We start from the raw sequence: 18,224 nt of genomic DNA on the forward strand, positions 1-18,224 counted from the left end.
AAATCTCGTGAAAGAATTCGATTTAATCGGCCGCTACTTTGCAGGTGGCGGCCATCAGCGTAAGGATGTGCTGGTGGGAATTGGCGATGATTGTGCCGTTACCACTGTCGCAGAAAATCAACATCTGGCCATTACCACTGATACCTTAGTAGGAGGCATCCATTTTTTTGAAAGTGCGCCTGCTAAGTCAGTGGCGTATAAAGCTGTTGCCGTTAATCTGAGCGATTTAGCTGCAATGGGAGCGGAACCGGCGTGGATTAGCCTTTCGCTTTCACTTCCTAAAATTGATGAAAACTGGCTGGCAGATTTTGCCGAAGGATTGTATGAGCTTACCCGATACTACTCTGTGCAGTTAATCGGCGGTGATACGGTACATGGACCCATGGCGATGACAATTACCGCTCAAGGCTTCATACCTCCAGAGAATGCGTTAAAACGCAGTACTGCCAAACCAGGTGACTGGATTTATGTCACAGGCACATTAGGTGACGCTGGTGCAGGACTGGGAATTCTGTCAGGCGAGATTGAGACAACTGCACAAAATCGGGACTATCTGGTCAATCGCCATTATTTTCCAACACCCAGAGTTGCTGTTGGAACGGCTTTGCGTCGAACGGCGAGCTCGTGTATTGATATCTCAGACGGCTTACTTGCGGATCTCGGTCATATTCTTAAAGCGTCTGGTTGCGGTGCAACAGTTCACGTTGACAGACTTCCTCTTTCCAGACAACTAACGGAGTGTTTGGGGGAAGGAAAAGCCCGCGAGTTTGCGCTGACTGCAGGTGATGATTACGAGTTGGCGTTTACTGTCAATGAAGAGCAGCGCGGACATCTGGAAACCTCTTTAAGCAGTACCAATGTTAAGGCTACCTGTATTGGACAGATAACGGGACATTCTGGAAAGCTGGAATTGAAGCTGGAAGATGCTCCTTATCCTATGCCCAGTAAATCAGGGTTCGAGCACGAGTTTTAATGCAGCCACTATATCGCGAACGGATTTCAATGAAGAATCCGGCGCATTTTTGTGCCGTAGGTTTCGGTAGTGGGTTAATTCCATTTATGCCCGGAACTTTTGGCTCGCTTGCCGCATTACCTTTACTGTTGGCGGCGGATTTACTAAACGCATGGCAATTTGCTACTGTCACTACAATAATATGTCTGGCAGGGATATACATATGCGGTAAAACGGCTGAGGATATGCAAGTTCACGATCACGGCTCCATTGTGTGGGACGAAGTAGCGGGCATGTTTGTAACGTTTTTACTTATTCCCATTAGCTTACCGAATTTAGCTGTAGGATTTGTCATCTTTCGCTTCTACGATATTCTTAAACCTTGGCCAATTGGGATGGTAGACAAACGTTTACATGGCGGGATAGGAATAATGTTAGATGACGTTCTCGCTGGCCTTATGGCTTGCCTGACGTTGCAGTTGTTTAATATGAATTGGCCTTTGTCGCTACCAGCTTGATGTTAATCCACCTTGATCTGTGCTCAATCAGCGCGAGAATTTTTCCACTTTTGACAAGCCATTTTCGTGAAGGTTTAGGGGGGCTAATTCGAGCGCAATTTGGCGCAGCTCAAAATTTGAAAAACCCGCTTTGAGCGGGTTTTTTCTGTAAGGGCATAATACCAGTTAGTTAATTACTTCAAAGCCCGTTGGATTTTCTCCACAATACCTGCTTTATCTAACCCGTGTTCAGCATACATTTCTTGCTGTGTGCCCTGAAGAATGAAGGTGTCGGGTAACCCAATCTGCAATAACTGTTTAAGCTGTTTGCTGCTGTTAAGGTATTCAGCTACGGCACTGCCTGCGCCACCCATAATACAGCCATCTTCTATTGTCACCAGTAGTTCGTGTTGCTGGCATACCTCATCGATTGCTTTTTCGTCCAGCGGCTTCACGAACCGCATATCAATGACGGTGGCATCCAATTCATTCGCCGCCTGTTCAGCGTAGGGTAACAAAATGCCGAAGTTAAGGATGGCAACGCGTCTGCCTTCCCGCATGATACGAGACTGACCCAGCGGTATTGCTGTCATTGTCTCGTCAGGCGCTACGCCGTTACCTGATCCCCGGGGATAGCGCACTGCAACAGGCTGCTTGGCCTTGTGGCCGGTGTAAAGCATCTGACGACATTCATTTTCGTCAGCAGGTGTCATAATGACAAGATTGGGTATGCAACGTAAAAAGGCCAAATCGAATGCGCCCTGATGAGTTGGCCCATCAGCGCCTACGATGCCAGCGCGATCAATGGCAAAAAGCACAGGAAGATTTTGTAGCGCCACGTCATGAATAAGCTGATCATAAGCGCGTTGCAGGAAAGTAGAATATATTGCTACAACCGCGTTATATCCTTCCTTCGCCAATCCAGCAGCAAAGGTAACAGCATGTTGCTCGGCAATGGCAACGTCAAAATATTGCGCAGGAAACTGCTGAGAAAAGGCAACCATTCCGGAGCCTTCCCGCATTGCGGGCGTTACCGCCATAAGCTTGGGATCGGCTTTCGCCATATCGCACAGCCACTGACCAAAAATTGCTGAAAATGTTGGAGCGGAAGGCGGCGATTTAGGTAAGGCATCATCCGCAGGGTTAAACTTTGGCACTGCATGAAACTTAATAGGATCTTTTTCAGCTTGAGGGTAGCCTTTGCCTTTTCGGGTGACAACATGCAGCAACTGAGGCCCTTTTAATCTTCTAAGGTTGCGTAAGGTGTCCACCATCACGTCCACATCGTGACCATCAATAGGGCCGATGTAGTTGAAGCCAAGTTCTTCAAAAATGGTCCCGGGAACCACCATGCCCTTAATGTGTTCTTCAGCGCGGCTGGCAAATTCTTTAATGGGCGGAACATTACTTAGCAGTTTTTTGCCACCATCTCGAATTTTATTGAAGAAGTTACCGGTGAGCAGGCGGGCAAGATGGCTGTTAAGCGCTCCTACGTTTTCGGAAATTGACATTTCATTGTCGTTTAGCACCACCACCATATCCGTATTAATATCACCGGCATGATTCATTGCTTCAAACGCCATTCCCGCAGTAAGTGCGCCGTCACCGATAACGGTTACCACTTTACGGCCTTTACCATCTTTCTCTGCAGCTACGGCCATGCCTAATCCAGCGCTGATAGTAGTAGAAGAATGTCCAACGGCAAAGGTATCGTACTCACTTTCCGCTGGCCATGGAAATGGATGAAGGCCGTCTTTTTGACGAATAGTAGACATTCTGCCTGCTCTGCCGGTGAGAATTTTATGCGGATAAGCCTGATGGCCTACATCCCATAGCAAACGGTCAAAGGGGGTGTTGTAGACATAATGCAGCGCCACCGTTAGCTCCACCGTGCCCAAACCCGAAGCAAAATGACCGCTACTTTGGCTTACACATGTCAATAGGTACTGACGAAGCTCATCAGCAAGGGCCTTAAGTTGTTCTTGCGGCAGCTTTCTCAAGCTCTCAGGTGTTTGTGCCAGCGCCAGCGTGGGGTAGTGCGTTAAATCTAAACTCATTATTCGTTGTTCTTATGTTTTTAAGTAACATATCAGCGTTAGTAATTCCGCTTAACCATCAAGTCGGTAAACGCTACTAAATATTCTGTATTGTAGGGCAAACTGTCGAGCGCTTGAAGCGCCCGTTCGTGAAGTTGCGCTAATTCCTTCTTGGCATTGTCCATTCCAAGCAAGGCCGGAAAAGTCATCTTTCCTTGGGCAATATCTGATCCAGTCGATTTACCCAGTTGCCCGGCATCACCTTCAACATCCAGAATGTCATCCTGAATTTGAAAGGCAAGACCAATTAAGCGAGCGAATTCTATAAATTGCGCTCTGTCTTTGATGCTCACTTCTGGACTCACCAATGTGATCATTTCCACACAAGAACACAACAATGCACCGGTCTTCAGTTGATGAAGCTCAGTTAGCCGTGACAACGACACGTTTTTGCCTGTGCTGTCCAGATCAATTGCCTGACCGCCGCACATTCCCAGATACCCCGCCGCTTTTGCCAGCAGCGATACCAGCCTCGCGCGTTGTGCGTGACCAAATTCAGACATGGGATGATCAGCTAATATGGTAAACGCCAATGTTTGCAATGCATCTCCAGCAAGAATTGCCGTGGCCTCATTGAAAGCAATATGACACGTAGGCTGACCGCGCCGCAGCTCATCATCATCCATCGCTGGCAGATCATCATGTACCAGTGAATAGGCATGAACACACTCAATGGCCATACTGATGGTAAGCTGGTCTGATGTAGGTACGTCCAGCGTATTACCTACCAAATTAACCAGCAAAGGGCGCATCCGTTTGCCGCCTACTAATAACGCATGTTGCATTGCGGCTTTCAACTGCGGAGCATGATCTGGCAGTATAGAGATGAGATGCAGAAGACTCTCATCTGTCTGGTTTTTCACCTGCTGACGAAGAGCATCGAAAATCATAAAATTAAACCTGTAAGGGAAGCGTTTGTCGCGCTTAGCCTTTGCGTGTCAAGGAAAGTGAGAAACGGTTAGACAAAAAACTTATTCTTCAGCCGTACTATTAAAATCTCGAAGTTTATTTTCGTCTTGTTCATTCAGCAAAATTTTAACTTTTTGTTCAGCTTGTTCAAGAGCTTGCTGGCTGAGTCGGGATAGTTTAATACCGCGTTCAAATTTTTCCAACGCCACGTTTAGCGGCAAGTCACCAGATTCCATCTCTGAAACGATGGCTTCCAGTTCGGTGAGGCTATCTTCAAAAGCAGGTGCAGTGGTTTTTTCAGTCACGGTTACTGACAATGCCTGGTTGGTTTCAATAGGCGCACATTAACCGAGGCCTTGCGCCGGGTCAAATGGTTTGTCCGCAAATGGTTTGTCCGGTGTTAATGGGAAGACGTGCGAATACAAAAGGATACGGAAATACTGCATCTATAAGGTGGTAATGAACTAAATAGGTTATAGAATTCTTCACCAATGCCGATAGAATAACGGGCAGAAGTTTGTTGTTGCTCTAAGCAGCTAATATAAAAGGCATTATGATAAGACCTTTATCAGATCTTCCGATTTGTTTTTGTATATTGAGGATTGACACGTGGATTTAGCAACCGTCATTGGCATGTTGGGTGGGATAGGCTTTATTATCATGGCCATGATTCTCGGCGGGGATCTCGGCATGTTTTTCGACGTTCCCTCGGTACTGATTGTTTTCGGTGGCTCTACGTTCGTCGTGTTGTCGCAGTTCACGCTGGGGCAGTTTTTCGGTGCTGGCAAAATTGCCGGAAAAGCCTTTATGTTTAAAATCGATCCGCCAGAACAGCTGATCGAGAAAATTGTGGAAATGGCAGATGCTGCTCGCAAAGGAGGATTTTTAGCGTTGGAAGAAGCTGAAATTGAAAATCCCTTTATGCAAAAAGGAGTGGATATGTTGGTGGACGGTCATGACATAGAGGTTGTGCGGGAAACGCTGGCAAAAGATATTTCCATGACCACAGAGCGTCACGCTTTCGGGGCTTCTATCTTTAAGGGGATGGCCGACGTCGCGCCAGCGATGGGCATGATCGGCACCTTGGTGGGATTGGTGGCAATGCTATCTAATATGGACGACCCAAAAGCCATTGGACCGGCAATGGCAGTGGCGTTGTTAACTACCCTGTATGGTGCTTTTTTAGCTAACGTGGTCTGTTTGCCAATTGCCTCCAAGCTGGCCAATCGAATGGAAGAAGAAAAGCTAAATCAAAAGCTTGTGCTAGACGGAATTGTAGGAATTGCCGATGGGCAGAATCCTCGCGTTATCGAAGGAATACTTAAAAACTATCTCGCGGCGGGTAAGCGCGGCGTAGAAGAGGAATAACGGTCCCATGGCTCATCAAGAAGAGTGTCCTAAGTGTCCGCCACCAGGTCTGCCTGCGTGGATGGCAACATTTGCCGATCTTATGTCGCTGTTAATGTGCTTTTTTGTATTGTTACTTTCATTTTCAGAAATGGATGTCCTCAAGTTCAAACAAATTGCCGGCTCCATGAAATTTGCTTTTGGTGTGCAAAACAAGATAGAAGTTAAAGATATACCGAAAGGGACCAGTGTTATTGCTATGGAATTTCGGCCAGGGCGTCCCGATCCTTCGCCTATCGAAACTATTCAGCAGCAGACGATTGAAATGACACAGCCCACACTGGAGTTTCAGGCTGGCGATGAAGAATCTGCGGGTGGGCGTCAAAAGCAGCATGGGGAAGAACGAGGAGGACAAGCTCAACAAACTGCGACTGAACAGAGTTCCTCGGCACAGGAAAGTGCGGACCAGGAGCAAGTAAGTGAAATGATGAAAAAAGTGGCTCAACAACTTCAGAAGGAACTGTTAGATGGATCGATTGAAATGGAGTCTCTGGGTCAACAACTTACAATTCGGATCCGCGAAAATGGTTCTTTCTCTGCTGGGTCAGCCTTTCTGCAACCGCAGTTCGCACCTATTTTAAGAAAAATTGGTACCTTGCTGGCAGATATACCTGGTGAGATTGAAATTTCCGGCCACAGCGACGGTCAGCAGATATCAAATGAGCTATATCGTTCAAACTGGGATTTATCGGCGCAGCGAGCTGTGGCTGTTGCAGAAGAGCTGCGAATGGCACCGGGATTCGACGAATCCCGTATGACAGTCGTGGGTAAGGCGAGCACTGAGCCCCTTATAGAAGATGCCGCTACTGCGGAAGATCTAGCCACGAATCGACGGGTAGAAATTAATATTAATCAGGGAAAGCCCATGCTATCCAAGCCAATCTCGGTGATTGAAAATAAGCAAGAATAACCCACGCGATCTTTGTGGGAATTCTGTGCAGCAGTGATACTAATACTTTGTGATATGGATATAAGGTATCACTGGCGAAACATGGGGCGTCTGCACTGAGCTTAGAATAATAGCGATGCCACACTGTTAACAACACCGAAAAAATTTCGTTTAAAGACACGCCGGAACATTTCTGGAGCAAAGGCATCAATATCCACATATTCGTGTGACCCTGCGTTAGCTCGGCAATGTCAAAAACGCTTCTTTTGCAGAGCACGTTGAGTTGCCTTCCCATCAGATACATCAAAATGACAACTTTCTATGTTCTCGAGCTCGGCAAGTTGATTAAGTACTCCGATTTCTGCCGCAGGCAGTAACGTAATAACCTTTCTTAGCGGCTATTGCGCCAGAACTTTGCCAATACCCGATGTGACCACTGTTACTTATAGGGTCGTCATGTCTTTATCTTCCTCTTGATCTTTTTGGCTATCCCACCTGGAGCAGGAATATGTTCATATATCATTTCACCGAAACCATAGTAATCGCGTAAGAATTCCATTTTCATTAGCTTTTAGCTGGCTGATGCCGTACGGCTACACGGTAATGTCAGATGCACCATTCAAGTAACGACGTCAGTGGAATTATGGGATTGCCATAGCACTAAATAACGATCCGGATAAAAAATGGCAGGTGCCAAGGTTTACAGTTGTTTTGTGAGTTATTTCTTGACGCAAGCAAGCTTTTGGGCAGTGTAAATAGGGTCTATAAACTCTACATCGTTAGTGTAAATAGTTCCCAGCATTTCACTGTTCAAACTGCCAATGTCTTGAAAGGCCGTAAAAAACTGGCTAATTATCGACAAAGGGAAAGGCCATAATCGTTAGTAGATCCATTACCGCCAGCTACAGGAGAAAGATCATTGCTGGCCCCCCAAAACCTTTGGGTTCGCGGGTTTAACAGCGATCCGAAAAGAGTGTCGTAGCGTAGACAGCCTAAAAGCTATTTTTAAAAAAATTAATCAATGATGCAAAGCCAAATACCCTTGTTTCCTCTGTCTGCACACTTGCTGCCTGGAGGGCGTACATCCTTAAGAATCTTTGAGCCCCGGTACGTGCGGATGGTAAAGGAGGCGTGTGCATCAAACTCTGGTTTTGTTCTTTGTATGCTTAATGCGCGAGGGAACAAAGAGAACAACGAACATATCTTTCCCATAGGAACTTACGCTGAGGTCATTGATTTTGATGTTCTTGATGATGGTCTTCTTGGCATCAAAGTTGCTGGTCTATTTGGTGTAGAGGTGAGTGATATTAAAACTGAAGCCGATGGCCTTAGGATTGGTAGTTGCCAAACCATTGAACCGTGGCGTTGCAATATCACCCCTGAAGAAATTTCACCTATGGACGAACGCTTAAAGGAGATTTTCGACCGTTATCAGGAGTTAAGCTCATTGTATGAAAAACCCGCATTCGAAGATCCTTTGTGGGTAGTTCATCGCTGGTTAGAGTTGCTTCCGGTAGACGCCAGACAGAAACAGTATTTTCTTGAGCAGAAAGATTGTCACAAACTGCTTAACTATTTGTCAGCGCTGGTTCAGTGATAGAATTTGAACTTTTTACAGCGTTACCGGTAAGTTAGATTATACGACGGGCGTAAGAACGGGATCTTTTTTAAACATTTGTACCTGGATATCTATTAACCAAGTAGAAAACGGACGAAACTTATGTTAGTTGGAATTCCATTGGAACAAAGTAACAGTGTAGTTAAGCCTAAAGATTGCGCTGGAGAGATGTCAGATTATATCGTGTCGGTAGCAGAAAGCCGTTGCAAAAAGTCTTTCGCCAGAGTCTTTAGCTATTTCGCTCCACGGCTACGGTCCTACGCGCTTAAGCAAATGGGTAACGAAGCGCTCGCTATGGAGTTAGTTCAGGATACAATGTCCAATGTCTGGCAGAAAGCCCATCTTTTCAATGCTGAGAAAGGTAGCCCGTCTACGTGGATTTTTACGATAGCTAGGAACATCCGTTTCGATATGCTTCGTAAATTACAAAATCGCAAGGAAGACGTCTGTTCAGATGACCTTTGGCCGGTTCTTTGCGAGCAAACTGCAGACGCGAATGAAGCGCCTTTAGATGAACAAATTACTCTGGAGCAAATCGGATTCATGTTTGAATCATTGCCAGTGAAGCAGAAAGCCGTCATTGAAGCCATTTATATTGACGGTAAATCTCAGCAGGAAGTGGCCGATGAACTTAGTATTCCTTTAGGAACTGTAAAATCAAGAACGCGCCTTGCGCTACAGAGATTAAAAGGCATGCTTCAGGATCATGATTAAGTTCCATCCCGGCCCTGAGCAATTGACGAGGTTTGTTGAGGGCACGCTGCTTCCTGTAGAAAGTATAATGGTGTCGGCCCACTGCGACATGTGCAGGAAATGCAGGGATGATATAGATAAGGAAACGGCTCGAATAGCGGAGAACGAGTTTCTCTTCGCCGACGAAGGAAACGTCCCTTCTTTAGAAACAATGTTGGCACAGATCACGGAGTTGCCCGCATCCACGCAGTTAGTAGTCTCAACCTCGCAAGTTCATCCTACTGCTATTGAATTAGATGGAAAGTCGTTTCCATTGCCAGCTACTTTACATCGATTTATCTCCAAAACAGGAAACTGGTCATCGCTAGTGGGTAGGCTGTGGCAGGCTCCTGTAAGTTTCGGTCATTCAGGAGTCGCAAACTTCATCTATATGGGAAAGGGAGGAGGTGTTCCTGAGCACACTCATCAGGGAATTGAATACTCATTGGTAATTAGTGGCGAATTCAGCGATAACCTCAACACCTACAGGAAAGGTGACTTTCTTTGCTTCCGGGACGATCAAACTCATGCTCCGCATTCTCAAGTCGATGAAGGTTGCCTGATGCTAACTGTTCTTGACCGACCTGTGCAATTTACTTCCGGCATTGTCAGTCTTCTTAATCCCTTTAGCGCTCTGTTTTTCGGCGACAGTTACGAGAGCGCGGAAGCGGCCGCATACGCTGTTCAGCGATAAATTCGTTAGCAACAACAAATAAAAAGATACTCTGCACAAGCTGTCGCAAATCAACGATGCCTGCGAAAGCGACTACCGCCAGCACTAACTTCTGATTAGCAAAGCGGTAGAAGAGCACGGTTCGCTAGCTAACAAATTCACTTTCGGGAAAGTTGAGTTTCAGCGTTTTCATTGCATTGTCTTTCAACTCATTTAAACCAAGCTCTTCATAGCTCGATACCATAATTTCCAATGCCTGTTGAATTTGATCTGAATTGGGATAATGCTCAATAACATATCTTCCACGATTGGCTGCAGCGACGTAGGCCTGCCGACGCATATAAAAACGGGCAATAGCAATTTCATACTGGGCTAACCGGTTCTTAATATAGACCATTCGCTTACGAGCATCTGCAGCATATTTACTGTTAGGATATTGCTCAATAAGCTTGCGAAAATCCTCGAATGCTTCCCTTGACTTCGCTGGATCCCGATCTGCTCTGTTAATGTTCATTAATTCCTGAAACAGATTAGTATCCGATTCCATATTTGTAAGACCGCGCATATACACTGCGTAGTCAACATCCGAATGATTAGGATTCAATCGAATAAAGCGGTCAATGGTTGCTAATGTTTCATCAATTTTACCAGATTTATAGTAGCTGTAGATTAAGTCAAGCTGTACCTGGTTTGAAAGTGGACCAAAAGGATAACGGGAGTCAAGTGCACTTAAAGTGTTTGCTGCAGCACTGAAATTTCCATTATCCATACTTTTCTTGGCATTATCATATAACTGCTGTGCGCCCATGTTGGCCATAGCCGCTTTTTTCTCCGGATCTTCCGATGAGCTACAACCCGCTACAGAGACCATGACACCAACAACAAAGGGCATCATCAAACGAAATGATTTCATATATATTTATTTTTCCTGCTTAACCGTTTTACTGCGTGTGTCACTTACTACCTTTATAAAGCATTCTAACGCACTCATTCGCGCAAACTCCACATAAAACCGTGAAAGTTTCCGTTTACCTGTCGCAAAGCTTGTTATAATACCGCTTTTGCTACTTTTAAAAGAAGTTATGACTCAGTCTGAAAATGTCGTTAATCTTGAAGCCACCGCTGACTCCCAACATTTTGGTCAAAGGTTAGATCAGGTTTTGGCGGATTTGTTCCCCGAATATTCCCGTTCGAAGTTAAAAACCTGGATCCTTGACGGAAATGTTGCCATTAATGGTCAAACAAGTACCACCCCAAGGCAAAAAATGTTTGGCGACGAACATATTACTGTTGAAGCCGAAATGGAAGTGCAAACCGTTAGCCAGCCGCAAAGAATAGAGTTGGATATCGTGTACGAAGATGAAGCGATCCTTGTAATTAATAAACCCGCGGATCTGGTGGTGCACCCTGGGGCCGGGAATCAGGACGGGACGCTTCTCAACGCGTTGCTCGCTCACGTGCCGAATATTGATAAGGTTCCTCGGGCTGGCATTGTTCATAGGCTCGACAAAGACACTACCGGCTTAATGGTAGTAGCCAAAACCGTGCCGGCGCAAACTCACCTTGTTAACCAACTGCAAAATCGAGTGATGAGCCGGGAATATGAAGCGTTAGTTATGGGAACGATGGTAGCTGGTGGAGTGGTAGATGCGCCAATCGGAAGACATGCCACCAAACGTACCCATATGGCAGTCCGTGAATTAGGAAAGCCAGCGGTGACACATTATCGTGTGATGGAAAAATTTCGCGCCCATACTCACTTGAGGCTAAAACTCGAAACCGGTCGAACCCACCAGATTCGCGTGCATATGGCGTATATTAAACACGCTTTAGTGGGCGATCAGGCTTATGGCGGCCGTCCTCGCTTGCCAAGAGGAGCGACGGAGGCATTTATCGAACAGTTGCGGAACTTCCAGCGCCAGGCGCTTCACGCGGCTCAGCTGTCTTTATTTCATCCAGCTAGCGAGGAGTGGATGACGTGGCAGGCGCCACTGCCACAGGATATGGAGACGCTGTTAAACGCGGTGCGAGAGGACACTAAGGCCTTCGGGGCCAACGAAATATAGATGCTCTCCCTTATTCGGCCACACTGGCCCGCACCCAAACATATTGTTGCTTATACCACCACTCGCCAGGGTGGAGTAAGTACGGGTAAGTATAGCGGGTTGAATGTGGGATTGCATGTCGGTGATGTACCTGAACATGTAATTAGTAACAGAGCTTTATTACCTGACAGCGAGAAAATCTGGTGGTTAGAGCAGGTACATGGAAATCAGTGTGTCAGACTACCGCAGCTTCGCAAAGAAGGTACGTTTGCCGCTGATGCTAGTGTCACTCAAGCCCAGGATGTCTTTTGCGCCGTCATGACTGCAGATTGCGTTCCACTGTTACTGTGCGATCAAAATGGGCAGGAAGTGGCTGCCATTCACGCTGGTTGGCAGGGCTTAGTTAACGGCATAATCGAAAATACTATCGCTGAAATGCGCACCGCACCTGAACAAATGATGGCGTGGGTTGGTCCTGCAATTAGCCAACGTCACTATCAGGTTGGTCATGAAACAGCGGAAAGATTTTCCAGATGGCCCGGTTTTCAGACTAACGCAGATGAAGATGGCAGATGTTATCTTGATTTACCCGCAGTAGCGGAATCAATTTTAAGTACACTTGGGATCGGTTGGATAGGTCGGTCAGAGCTTTGCACCTACAGTGATTCAACGCGTTTCTACTCCCACCGCTTTGCGCAACATGCTGGCAGATCTGCTACTGGGCGGATGGTAAGCGTAATAGGAATAACTTCATAACGGTTTTGCGCGCACACTCTTTGCTTTAGCTTCTTTTTATGAACACGATAAAGTGTAGGTGGCTGTAGAGCCGTATCTGAAGGTTCTCACCAATCGGCGATAAAAAAACTGCACGATATTTAATCGCCTCACTTGAATCATTTCCCAATAAGACCCATAAATTACGCAAGGTTTTTTGTGAAGGTGAAATTCATGCGATTAGATAGATTTACCAGCAAGTTCCAGATTGCGATCTCTGATGCGCAGTCTCTTGCGCTAGGCAGAGACCACCAGTTTATTCAGCCAGTTCACTTAATGACGGCTCTGCTGAATCAGCAGGGTGGCTCGGTACGTCCGTTGTTTGATCAAGCGGGGGTTAATGTAAACGGGCTTCGTTCAGCGCTAGCTGAAGCCATTGAAAGATTGCCTCGGGTTGAGGGGGTAGGTGGTGATGTCCAGCTCAGTAAAGAAAGCGGTTTGTTGCTCAATCTGTGCGACAAAATTGCACAGCAACGGAAAGATGAGTACATCACTTCCGAAATCTTCATATTGGCTGCTTTAGAAGATAAAGGGCGCTTAGGCGACATCTTACGGGAGTTGCACGTCACTAAAGATAAGATTGAAACCGCTATCGATAAAATGCGAGGTGGTCAAAAAGTGACGGATCCGAACGCTGAAAACGTGCGCCAGGCACTGGAAAAATTTACTACTGATCTCACAGAGCGCGCAGAGCAGGGTAAGTTGGACCCGGTAATAGGACGTGACGAAGAAATTCGTCGCACGGTTCAGGTTTTACAGCGCCGAACCAAAAATAATCCGGTGCTGATTGGCGAACCAGGGGTGGGAAAAACGGCGATAGTTGAAGGTCTTGCTCAGCGAATTGTCAACGGTGAAGTGCCTGAAGGGCTGAAAAACAAGCGCGTATTGTCCCTTGATATGGGGGCGTTAATTGCTGGAGCTAAATACCGCGGCGAGTTTGAAGAACGATTAAAAGCTGTGCTTAATGAACTCGCCAAGGAAGAAGGGCGGGTCATATTATTTATTGATGAACTGCACACTATGGTTGGTGCGGGTAAAGGTGAAGGTGCAATGGATGCGGGTAATATGCTCAAGCCAGCGCTGGCTAGAGGCGAGCTTCATTGCGTGGGTGCGACTACGCTGGATGAATACCGCCAATTCATCGAAAAAGATGCAGCGCTTGAACGACGTTTTCAGAAAGTGCTGGTGGAACAGCCGAGTGTTGAAGACACCATTGCTATTCTACGCGGGTTAAAGGAGCGGTACGAGCTTCATCATTCGGTTGACATTACTGATCCGGCAATTGTAGCTGCGGCTAGTCTGTCTCACCGGTATATCAGTGACAGGCAACTGCCAGATAAAGCCATTGACTTAATTGATGAAGCGGCTTCCAGCATTCGAATGCAGATTGATTCAAAACCTGAAGAAATGGATCGACTTGAACGGCGCATTATTCAGCTTAAATTGGAAGAGCAGGCGCTGGCAAAAGAGACTGATGATGCCAGCCACAAGCGGTTAGAAATGATCGAGTTGGAAAGAGAACAGGCCGAATCTAAATACGGTGATCTTGAAAAGATATGGCACGAAGAAAAAGATGCCATGCAAGGCACGCAAACGATTAAGTCTGAACTTGAGCAGGCCAAACTCGATTTGGAAATTGCCCGTCGGGCTTCGGATTTAAACCGAATGTCTGAGTTGCAATATGGGCGCATCCCAGAGCTTGAAATGAAGCTGGAAAGGGCAGCGGAAAATGAAGCCAGAGAAACGCTGTTATTGAAAAACAAGGTCACCGATGTAGAAATTGCGGACGTATTATCACGCTGGACAGGAATTCCTGTCGCCAGAATGTTGGAAGGAGAGCGCGATAAGCTTCTGCGAATGGAAGATTCGCTACATAACCGGGTGGTCGGCCAGCAAGAAGCCGTAACGGCAGTATCCAACGCCATTCGTCGTTCAAGAGCGGGTCTGGCGGATCCCAATCGGCCGATAGGATCGTTTTTGTTCCTGGGGCCAACAGGGGTAGGAAAGACCGAGTTATCAAAGGCGCTGGCCAGCTTTATGTTCGATACTGAAGAAGCGCTGATCCGTATTGACATGTCCGAGTTTATGGAAAAACACTCTGTGGCTCGGCTGGTAGGTGCACCTCCAGGCTATGTAGGATATGAAGAAGGTGGGTATCTTACCGAAGCGGTGAGACGGAAGCCTTATTCGGTTATTTTACTTGACGAGGTAGAGAAAGCCCATCCGGATGTCTTCAATATTCTGTTGCAGGTATTGGATGATGGTCGTTTGACCGACGGACAGGGAAGAACTGTGGATTTCAAAAACACAGTGGTGATTATGACTTCCAACCTCGGCTCAGACATTATTCAGGATAAGCACGAGCAAAGCCAATACGATGAAATGAAGGCGATGGTAATGAATGTGGTGGGACAGCATTTCCGTCCGGAATTTATTAATCGTGTGGATGATATCGTCGTTTTCCATCCTCTGGGCAAAGAGCAAATTAAATCCATTGCTAAAATTCAGTTGGCCTCTCTGCGTCAGCGTTTGGCCGATAAAGGTTACAAATTTGAGCTATCAGGAGCGGCTATGGATAAACTTGCTGAAGCGGGATTTGATCCTGTATTTGGTGCCCGGCCGCTAAAAAGGGCGATCCAAACTGAAATTGAAAATCCACTGGCCCACAAGTTACTTTCCGGAGTGCTGTTGCCGGAGTCGACAATACGCATTGATGTGGAAGGCGAGCAGTTTATCGTACTGTAGCCAAAGCGTTATTTAGAACAAGGGGGCGTCCGTCCCCCTTTTTTATATCTTCAGTTTTTCCGCCAAAGACTTTGCTTCATTCAGTTCCGAGAATGTCATACGGAGGGTGCCATGTTTAACCAGTACTTGCCTGGCTTCCTCCGCTCTTCCTAATTTATCGAGCGTATAAGCAATATGAAAATGAATTGAGGGGTTTGAGGAGTCTAACGTATAGGCTTGTCGCAACACGCCTAACCCAGCTAGATAGTCGCCAGATAAACTTAACAGCCACCCTTTCGTATCGAGCAAGGGCGCCGAGTTGGGCGCTTTTTGCAAAGCAGTTTCAATGTATCTCTGTGCTTTTTCCACATCGCTGCTAGCGTAAATGTTTGCGAGATTATTTAGAATTGATTCCTTATTGGGCAAGTTATCTTTCTTAAGCAACGCTAAATAAAGAGGTGAGGCTTTATCATAGCTTTTATCAAGATAGTAAATATCTGCCAACAAGTGAGACTTAAACGCCTTATCTTCGTCATTGCCGTTCTCCCTGCTTTGGTTCAAATAGTTGATAAATTGCTCTTTACCTATTCCTCTTTTGGCGAGTTCATAAGATTTTATTAAAGGAAGTGTAAACTCAGGAGCTAATTTTATCGCTTGCGCATAAAAAGAGGAAGCTTGTTCGAGAGAGCCTCGGGCATTCGCAAGATCACCTTGCAGTAACCATAAATTTGCAGAATCACCAAACTGTTCAACAACCTCTTTAATCAACGTTTCCGCTTGATCGAGTTCATCTTGCGCTATTAAAAAGGCAATAAATTCCTGCTTTGGTTGAACCGCTTTGGGCGCCGCATTGATTGCTGACAGATAAGATTTTTTTGCGCCAGCGACGTCTGCGGCTCTCACTTGATAAGAAGTTAACGCCAATAGCTTCTGCGGTTCATCTAACCATAAGGAGTACACGATATCTAACTGCTTTTTAGCGCCAGCGAGGTCCTTGACGTCCATCAAAATAGACGCTTTTTCCAAATGATATTCGGGTGAAAGTCTGTCTATTCCCAGCAGAGCGTTTATTTCACTAAGAGCTGCTTTGCTATTTCCTTCTTTCCGATAGATGGATATTAAAAGTTCGCGCGGTCTGACATCTTCTTTAGCCAGTGTTTTCGCCGCAAGCAGATGTTCCAACGCAGCGTCATTGCGGTTAGAGTTAATATAGATCTGTGCCGCTAGCAGTCTTGCTGGAATATTGTTCTTGTCCAGCTTTACGGCAGTTTCAATGGCTATTCTGGCCTTTTCACTATCCTTCCTCGCAAAGGCAATGCGAGCTTTTGCCACTTGACCGGCAACAGAATCTGGATGCTTAGCGAGAATATCAGCAACAATGCGGTTGGCAGCATCGATATCATCAGTACGGATCAGCAAATCAGCAAGAAGCGCCTGATAATCTACATTTTTAGGATATTTGGCGCTAAGTTTTTTGGCAATGGGTAAGGCTTTGTCAAATTTTTGCTGATTACTTAACAACATTGTGTTTAACCGCAGCACTTCTTCGGCCTCTGAGGCTGACAAATCGTTTGCGAGCAAATGTTGGGCTTCTTCAAACTTACCAGCGTCTAATAATACCTTCGCTTTTAATATATAATAGGCTTCTTGATTCCCGTAACGTTTTTTCAGTTCCGGTAGGATCTGCTCGCATTTAAAGCGTCGATTTAAGGTGATAAAAAGCTCGCAGTTTAGTGTGGCTAAAGGTAAATTTTGAATGACTATGGCTTCATTTTTTTCCAGTATCTTCGCGGCTTCTTTATAAGCGCCGATTCGTAGCAATGCGTCCGCTAGCATACCTAGTTGCTCCGGCGTCATTTCACGCTGGCTCATATATCGGGTCAGTTCTGAGCTGGCAATATCGAAGTTTTTATTCAAGTAACCTACAATGCCGGTAATCAGACTTAATTCAATACGCTCATTAAGTTGTTCGTCAGAAAGCAGGCTAAGACGTTCAGTAAGTTGTTTAAGTATTTTATCTGCTTCATGCTGATTCTGAGTTAACGCTAGGATACGTGCTTTTAATAATTGGTTTTGCACATCGCCAGGCGTTTGTGCCTCTATCTTCTCAACCAACTCACTGGCCTGTTGATAATCGCCATTTTCAGCCAGCGCGCCAGCATAGCCGCGCATCGTTGCAGGGTTATCTGGAGCAATTTCGAAAGCCTTGCGATAAATCGGTAAACTGTTTTGGCCTTCCTCGGTGACCAGCTTAGCTTTAGTCAATAATGTAAAAGGGTTACCAGGCTGAAGATCTTCTGAGTGGGTAATGAGGGTTCTCGCTTCATCAAGCTGATGTAGTTCGATCAGTTGAGTGGCTAATGCGTTGTTTGCCTCAATTGAATCCGGCGATTTACTCAATACGCTTCGATAAAGTGATATTGCATCATTTTTTCTGTTAAGCCGGTTGTAAGCAGTGCCAGCTACCAACGATACCGCTAACTCCGCTTCACTGGAAAGGGAATTGCGGTTAAGCATGGCAAAAATTTTATTGTACTGACCGGAAAACAGATAAGCGCGAGAAAGTACAGGCATTACAAGATTAACGTCACCGCCAGCTAACAAAACTTCTTCAAATTCTTCAATAGCTTCGTTTACGTATCCGTCAATAAGAAGAATTTTGCCCATTAAAAGTTTGGAAGGTAGATGGTCTGGATTATCTTTTAAAACCTGTTTAAGTAACAGATAAGATTCCTGAACTTCGCCTTGATTGAATGCGGTTAAAGCACTGTCGTATGACTCTGCCGCGTTGGTCAACGCCATTGCGCTGGTGCTTATGAAAATTCCCAGTAAGCAGCCTTTTAATCCGTATTTCACATCTACCTCTTCGCGGTTAATAGCATATAAAATCTTTACAAATTGTACACAA

15 protein-coding genes are annotated in these 18,224 nt (G+C 45.9%); 10 read left to right on the forward strand and 5 right to left on the reverse strand.

Features of this window, described 5'->3' with window-relative positions; genetic code table 11:
- Positions 1-7 precede the first annotated feature (7 nt).
- Both thiL and CA267_RS15825 read left to right on the forward strand, forming a co-directional pair.
- A complete protein-coding gene (thiL, locus tag CA267_RS15820; RefSeq protein ID WP_075610303.1) occupies positions 8-973 on the forward strand; it encodes a thiamine-phosphate kinase in 966 nt (321 codons plus the stop codon).
- Complete coding sequence (locus CA267_RS15825) at positions 973-1,470, forward strand: phosphatidylglycerophosphatase A family protein (protein ID WP_075610304.1); 498 nt, start codon at positions 973-975, stop codon at positions 1,468-1,470. The genes thiL and CA267_RS15825 overlap by 1 nt, the downstream gene beginning before the upstream one ends.
- Positions 1,471-1,643: 173 nt before the next feature.
- Here CA267_RS15825 and dxs read toward each other — a convergent pair whose 3' ends face one another.
- The 3 genes from dxs to xseB form a co-directional block, all read right to left on the reverse strand.
- Positions 1,644-3,506 (reverse strand): 1-deoxy-D-xylulose-5-phosphate synthase, encoded by a 1,863-nt coding sequence (gene dxs / locus CA267_RS15830; RefSeq protein WP_075610305.1) that lies wholly within the window; start codon positions 3,504-3,506, stop codon positions 1,644-1,646.
- Positions 3,507-3,544: 38 nt separating this feature from the next.
- Positions 3,545-4,435, reverse strand: coding sequence for a farnesyl diphosphate synthase (locus CA267_RS15835; protein ID WP_075610306.1), 891 nt, complete (start codon positions 4,433-4,435; stop codon positions 3,545-3,547).
- 81 nt (positions 4,436-4,516) lie between these two features.
- Complete coding sequence (xseB, locus tag CA267_RS15840) at positions 4,517-4,759, reverse strand: exodeoxyribonuclease VII small subunit (RefSeq protein WP_075610307.1); 243 nt, start codon at positions 4,757-4,759, stop codon at positions 4,517-4,519.
- Positions 4,760-5,063: 304 nt separating this feature from the next.
- Between xseB and pomA the strand changes: the two genes are divergently transcribed.
- From pomA to CA267_RS15865, 5 genes are all read left to right on the forward strand, one after another.
- On the forward strand, positions 5,064-5,822 hold the full coding sequence (gene pomA, locus CA267_RS15845) for a flagellar motor protein PomA (RefSeq protein ID WP_075610308.1): 759 nt from the start codon (positions 5,064-5,066) through the stop codon (positions 5,820-5,822).
- 7 nt (positions 5,823-5,829) lie between these two features.
- Entirely contained in the window at positions 5,830-6,771 is a 942-nt protein-coding gene (locus CA267_RS15850; RefSeq protein ID WP_075610309.1) for a flagellar motor protein MotB, read from the forward strand.
- 1,003 nt (positions 6,772-7,774) lie between these two features.
- Entirely contained in the window at positions 7,775-8,347 is a 573-nt protein-coding gene (locus tag CA267_RS15855; RefSeq protein WP_232367655.1) for an LON peptidase substrate-binding domain-containing protein, read from the forward strand.
- A gap of 123 nt (positions 8,348-8,470) precedes the next feature.
- Positions 8,471-9,082, forward strand: a complete 612-nt coding sequence (locus CA267_RS15860; protein WP_075610311.1) for a sigma-70 family RNA polymerase sigma factor — start codon at positions 8,471-8,473, stop codon at positions 9,080-9,082.
- On the forward strand, positions 9,075-9,794 hold the full coding sequence (locus tag CA267_RS15865) for a ChrR family anti-sigma-E factor (protein WP_075610312.1): 720 nt from the start codon (positions 9,075-9,077) through the stop codon (positions 9,792-9,794). Before CA267_RS15860 ends, CA267_RS15865 begins: the two co-directional genes overlap by 8 nt.
- Before the next feature lie 124 nt (positions 9,795-9,918).
- Here CA267_RS15865 and CA267_RS15870 read toward each other — a convergent pair whose 3' ends face one another.
- Complete coding sequence (locus CA267_RS15870; RefSeq protein WP_075610313.1) at positions 9,919-10,686, reverse strand: outer membrane protein assembly factor BamD; 768 nt, start codon at positions 10,684-10,686, stop codon at positions 9,919-9,921.
- Between the two features lie 169 nt (positions 10,687-10,855).
- Between CA267_RS15870 and rluD the strand changes: the two genes are divergently transcribed.
- The 3 genes from rluD (at position 10,856) to clpB (ending at position 15,337) form a co-directional block, all read left to right on the forward strand.
- Positions 10,856-11,839 (forward strand): 23S rRNA pseudouridine(1911/1915/1917) synthase RluD, encoded by a 984-nt coding sequence (rluD, locus tag CA267_RS15875; protein WP_075610314.1) that lies wholly within the window; start codon positions 10,856-10,858, stop codon positions 11,837-11,839.
- Positions 11,840-12,574 carry a peptidoglycan editing factor PgeF gene (gene pgeF, locus CA267_RS15880; RefSeq protein WP_075610315.1) on the forward strand — a complete coding sequence of 245 codons (735 nt, stop codon included), beginning with the start codon at positions 11,840-11,842 and terminating at the stop codon, positions 12,572-12,574.
- 192 nt (positions 12,575-12,766) lie between these two features.
- Complete coding sequence (clpB, locus tag CA267_RS15885; protein WP_075610316.1) at positions 12,767-15,337, forward strand: ATP-dependent chaperone ClpB; 2,571 nt, start codon at positions 12,767-12,769, stop codon at positions 15,335-15,337.
- A 42-nt stretch (positions 15,338-15,379) separates the two neighbouring features.
- Here clpB and CA267_RS15890 read toward each other — a convergent pair whose 3' ends face one another.
- Entirely contained in the window at positions 15,380-18,172 is a 2,793-nt protein-coding gene (locus CA267_RS15890; protein WP_075610317.1) for a tetratricopeptide repeat protein, read from the reverse strand.
- Between the last annotated feature and the right edge of the window lie 52 nt (positions 18,173-18,224).

Source organism: Alteromonas pelagimontana (assembly GCF_002499975.2).
Lineage (GTDB): Bacteria > Pseudomonadota > Gammaproteobacteria > Enterobacterales > Alteromonadaceae > Alteromonas > Alteromonas pelagimontana.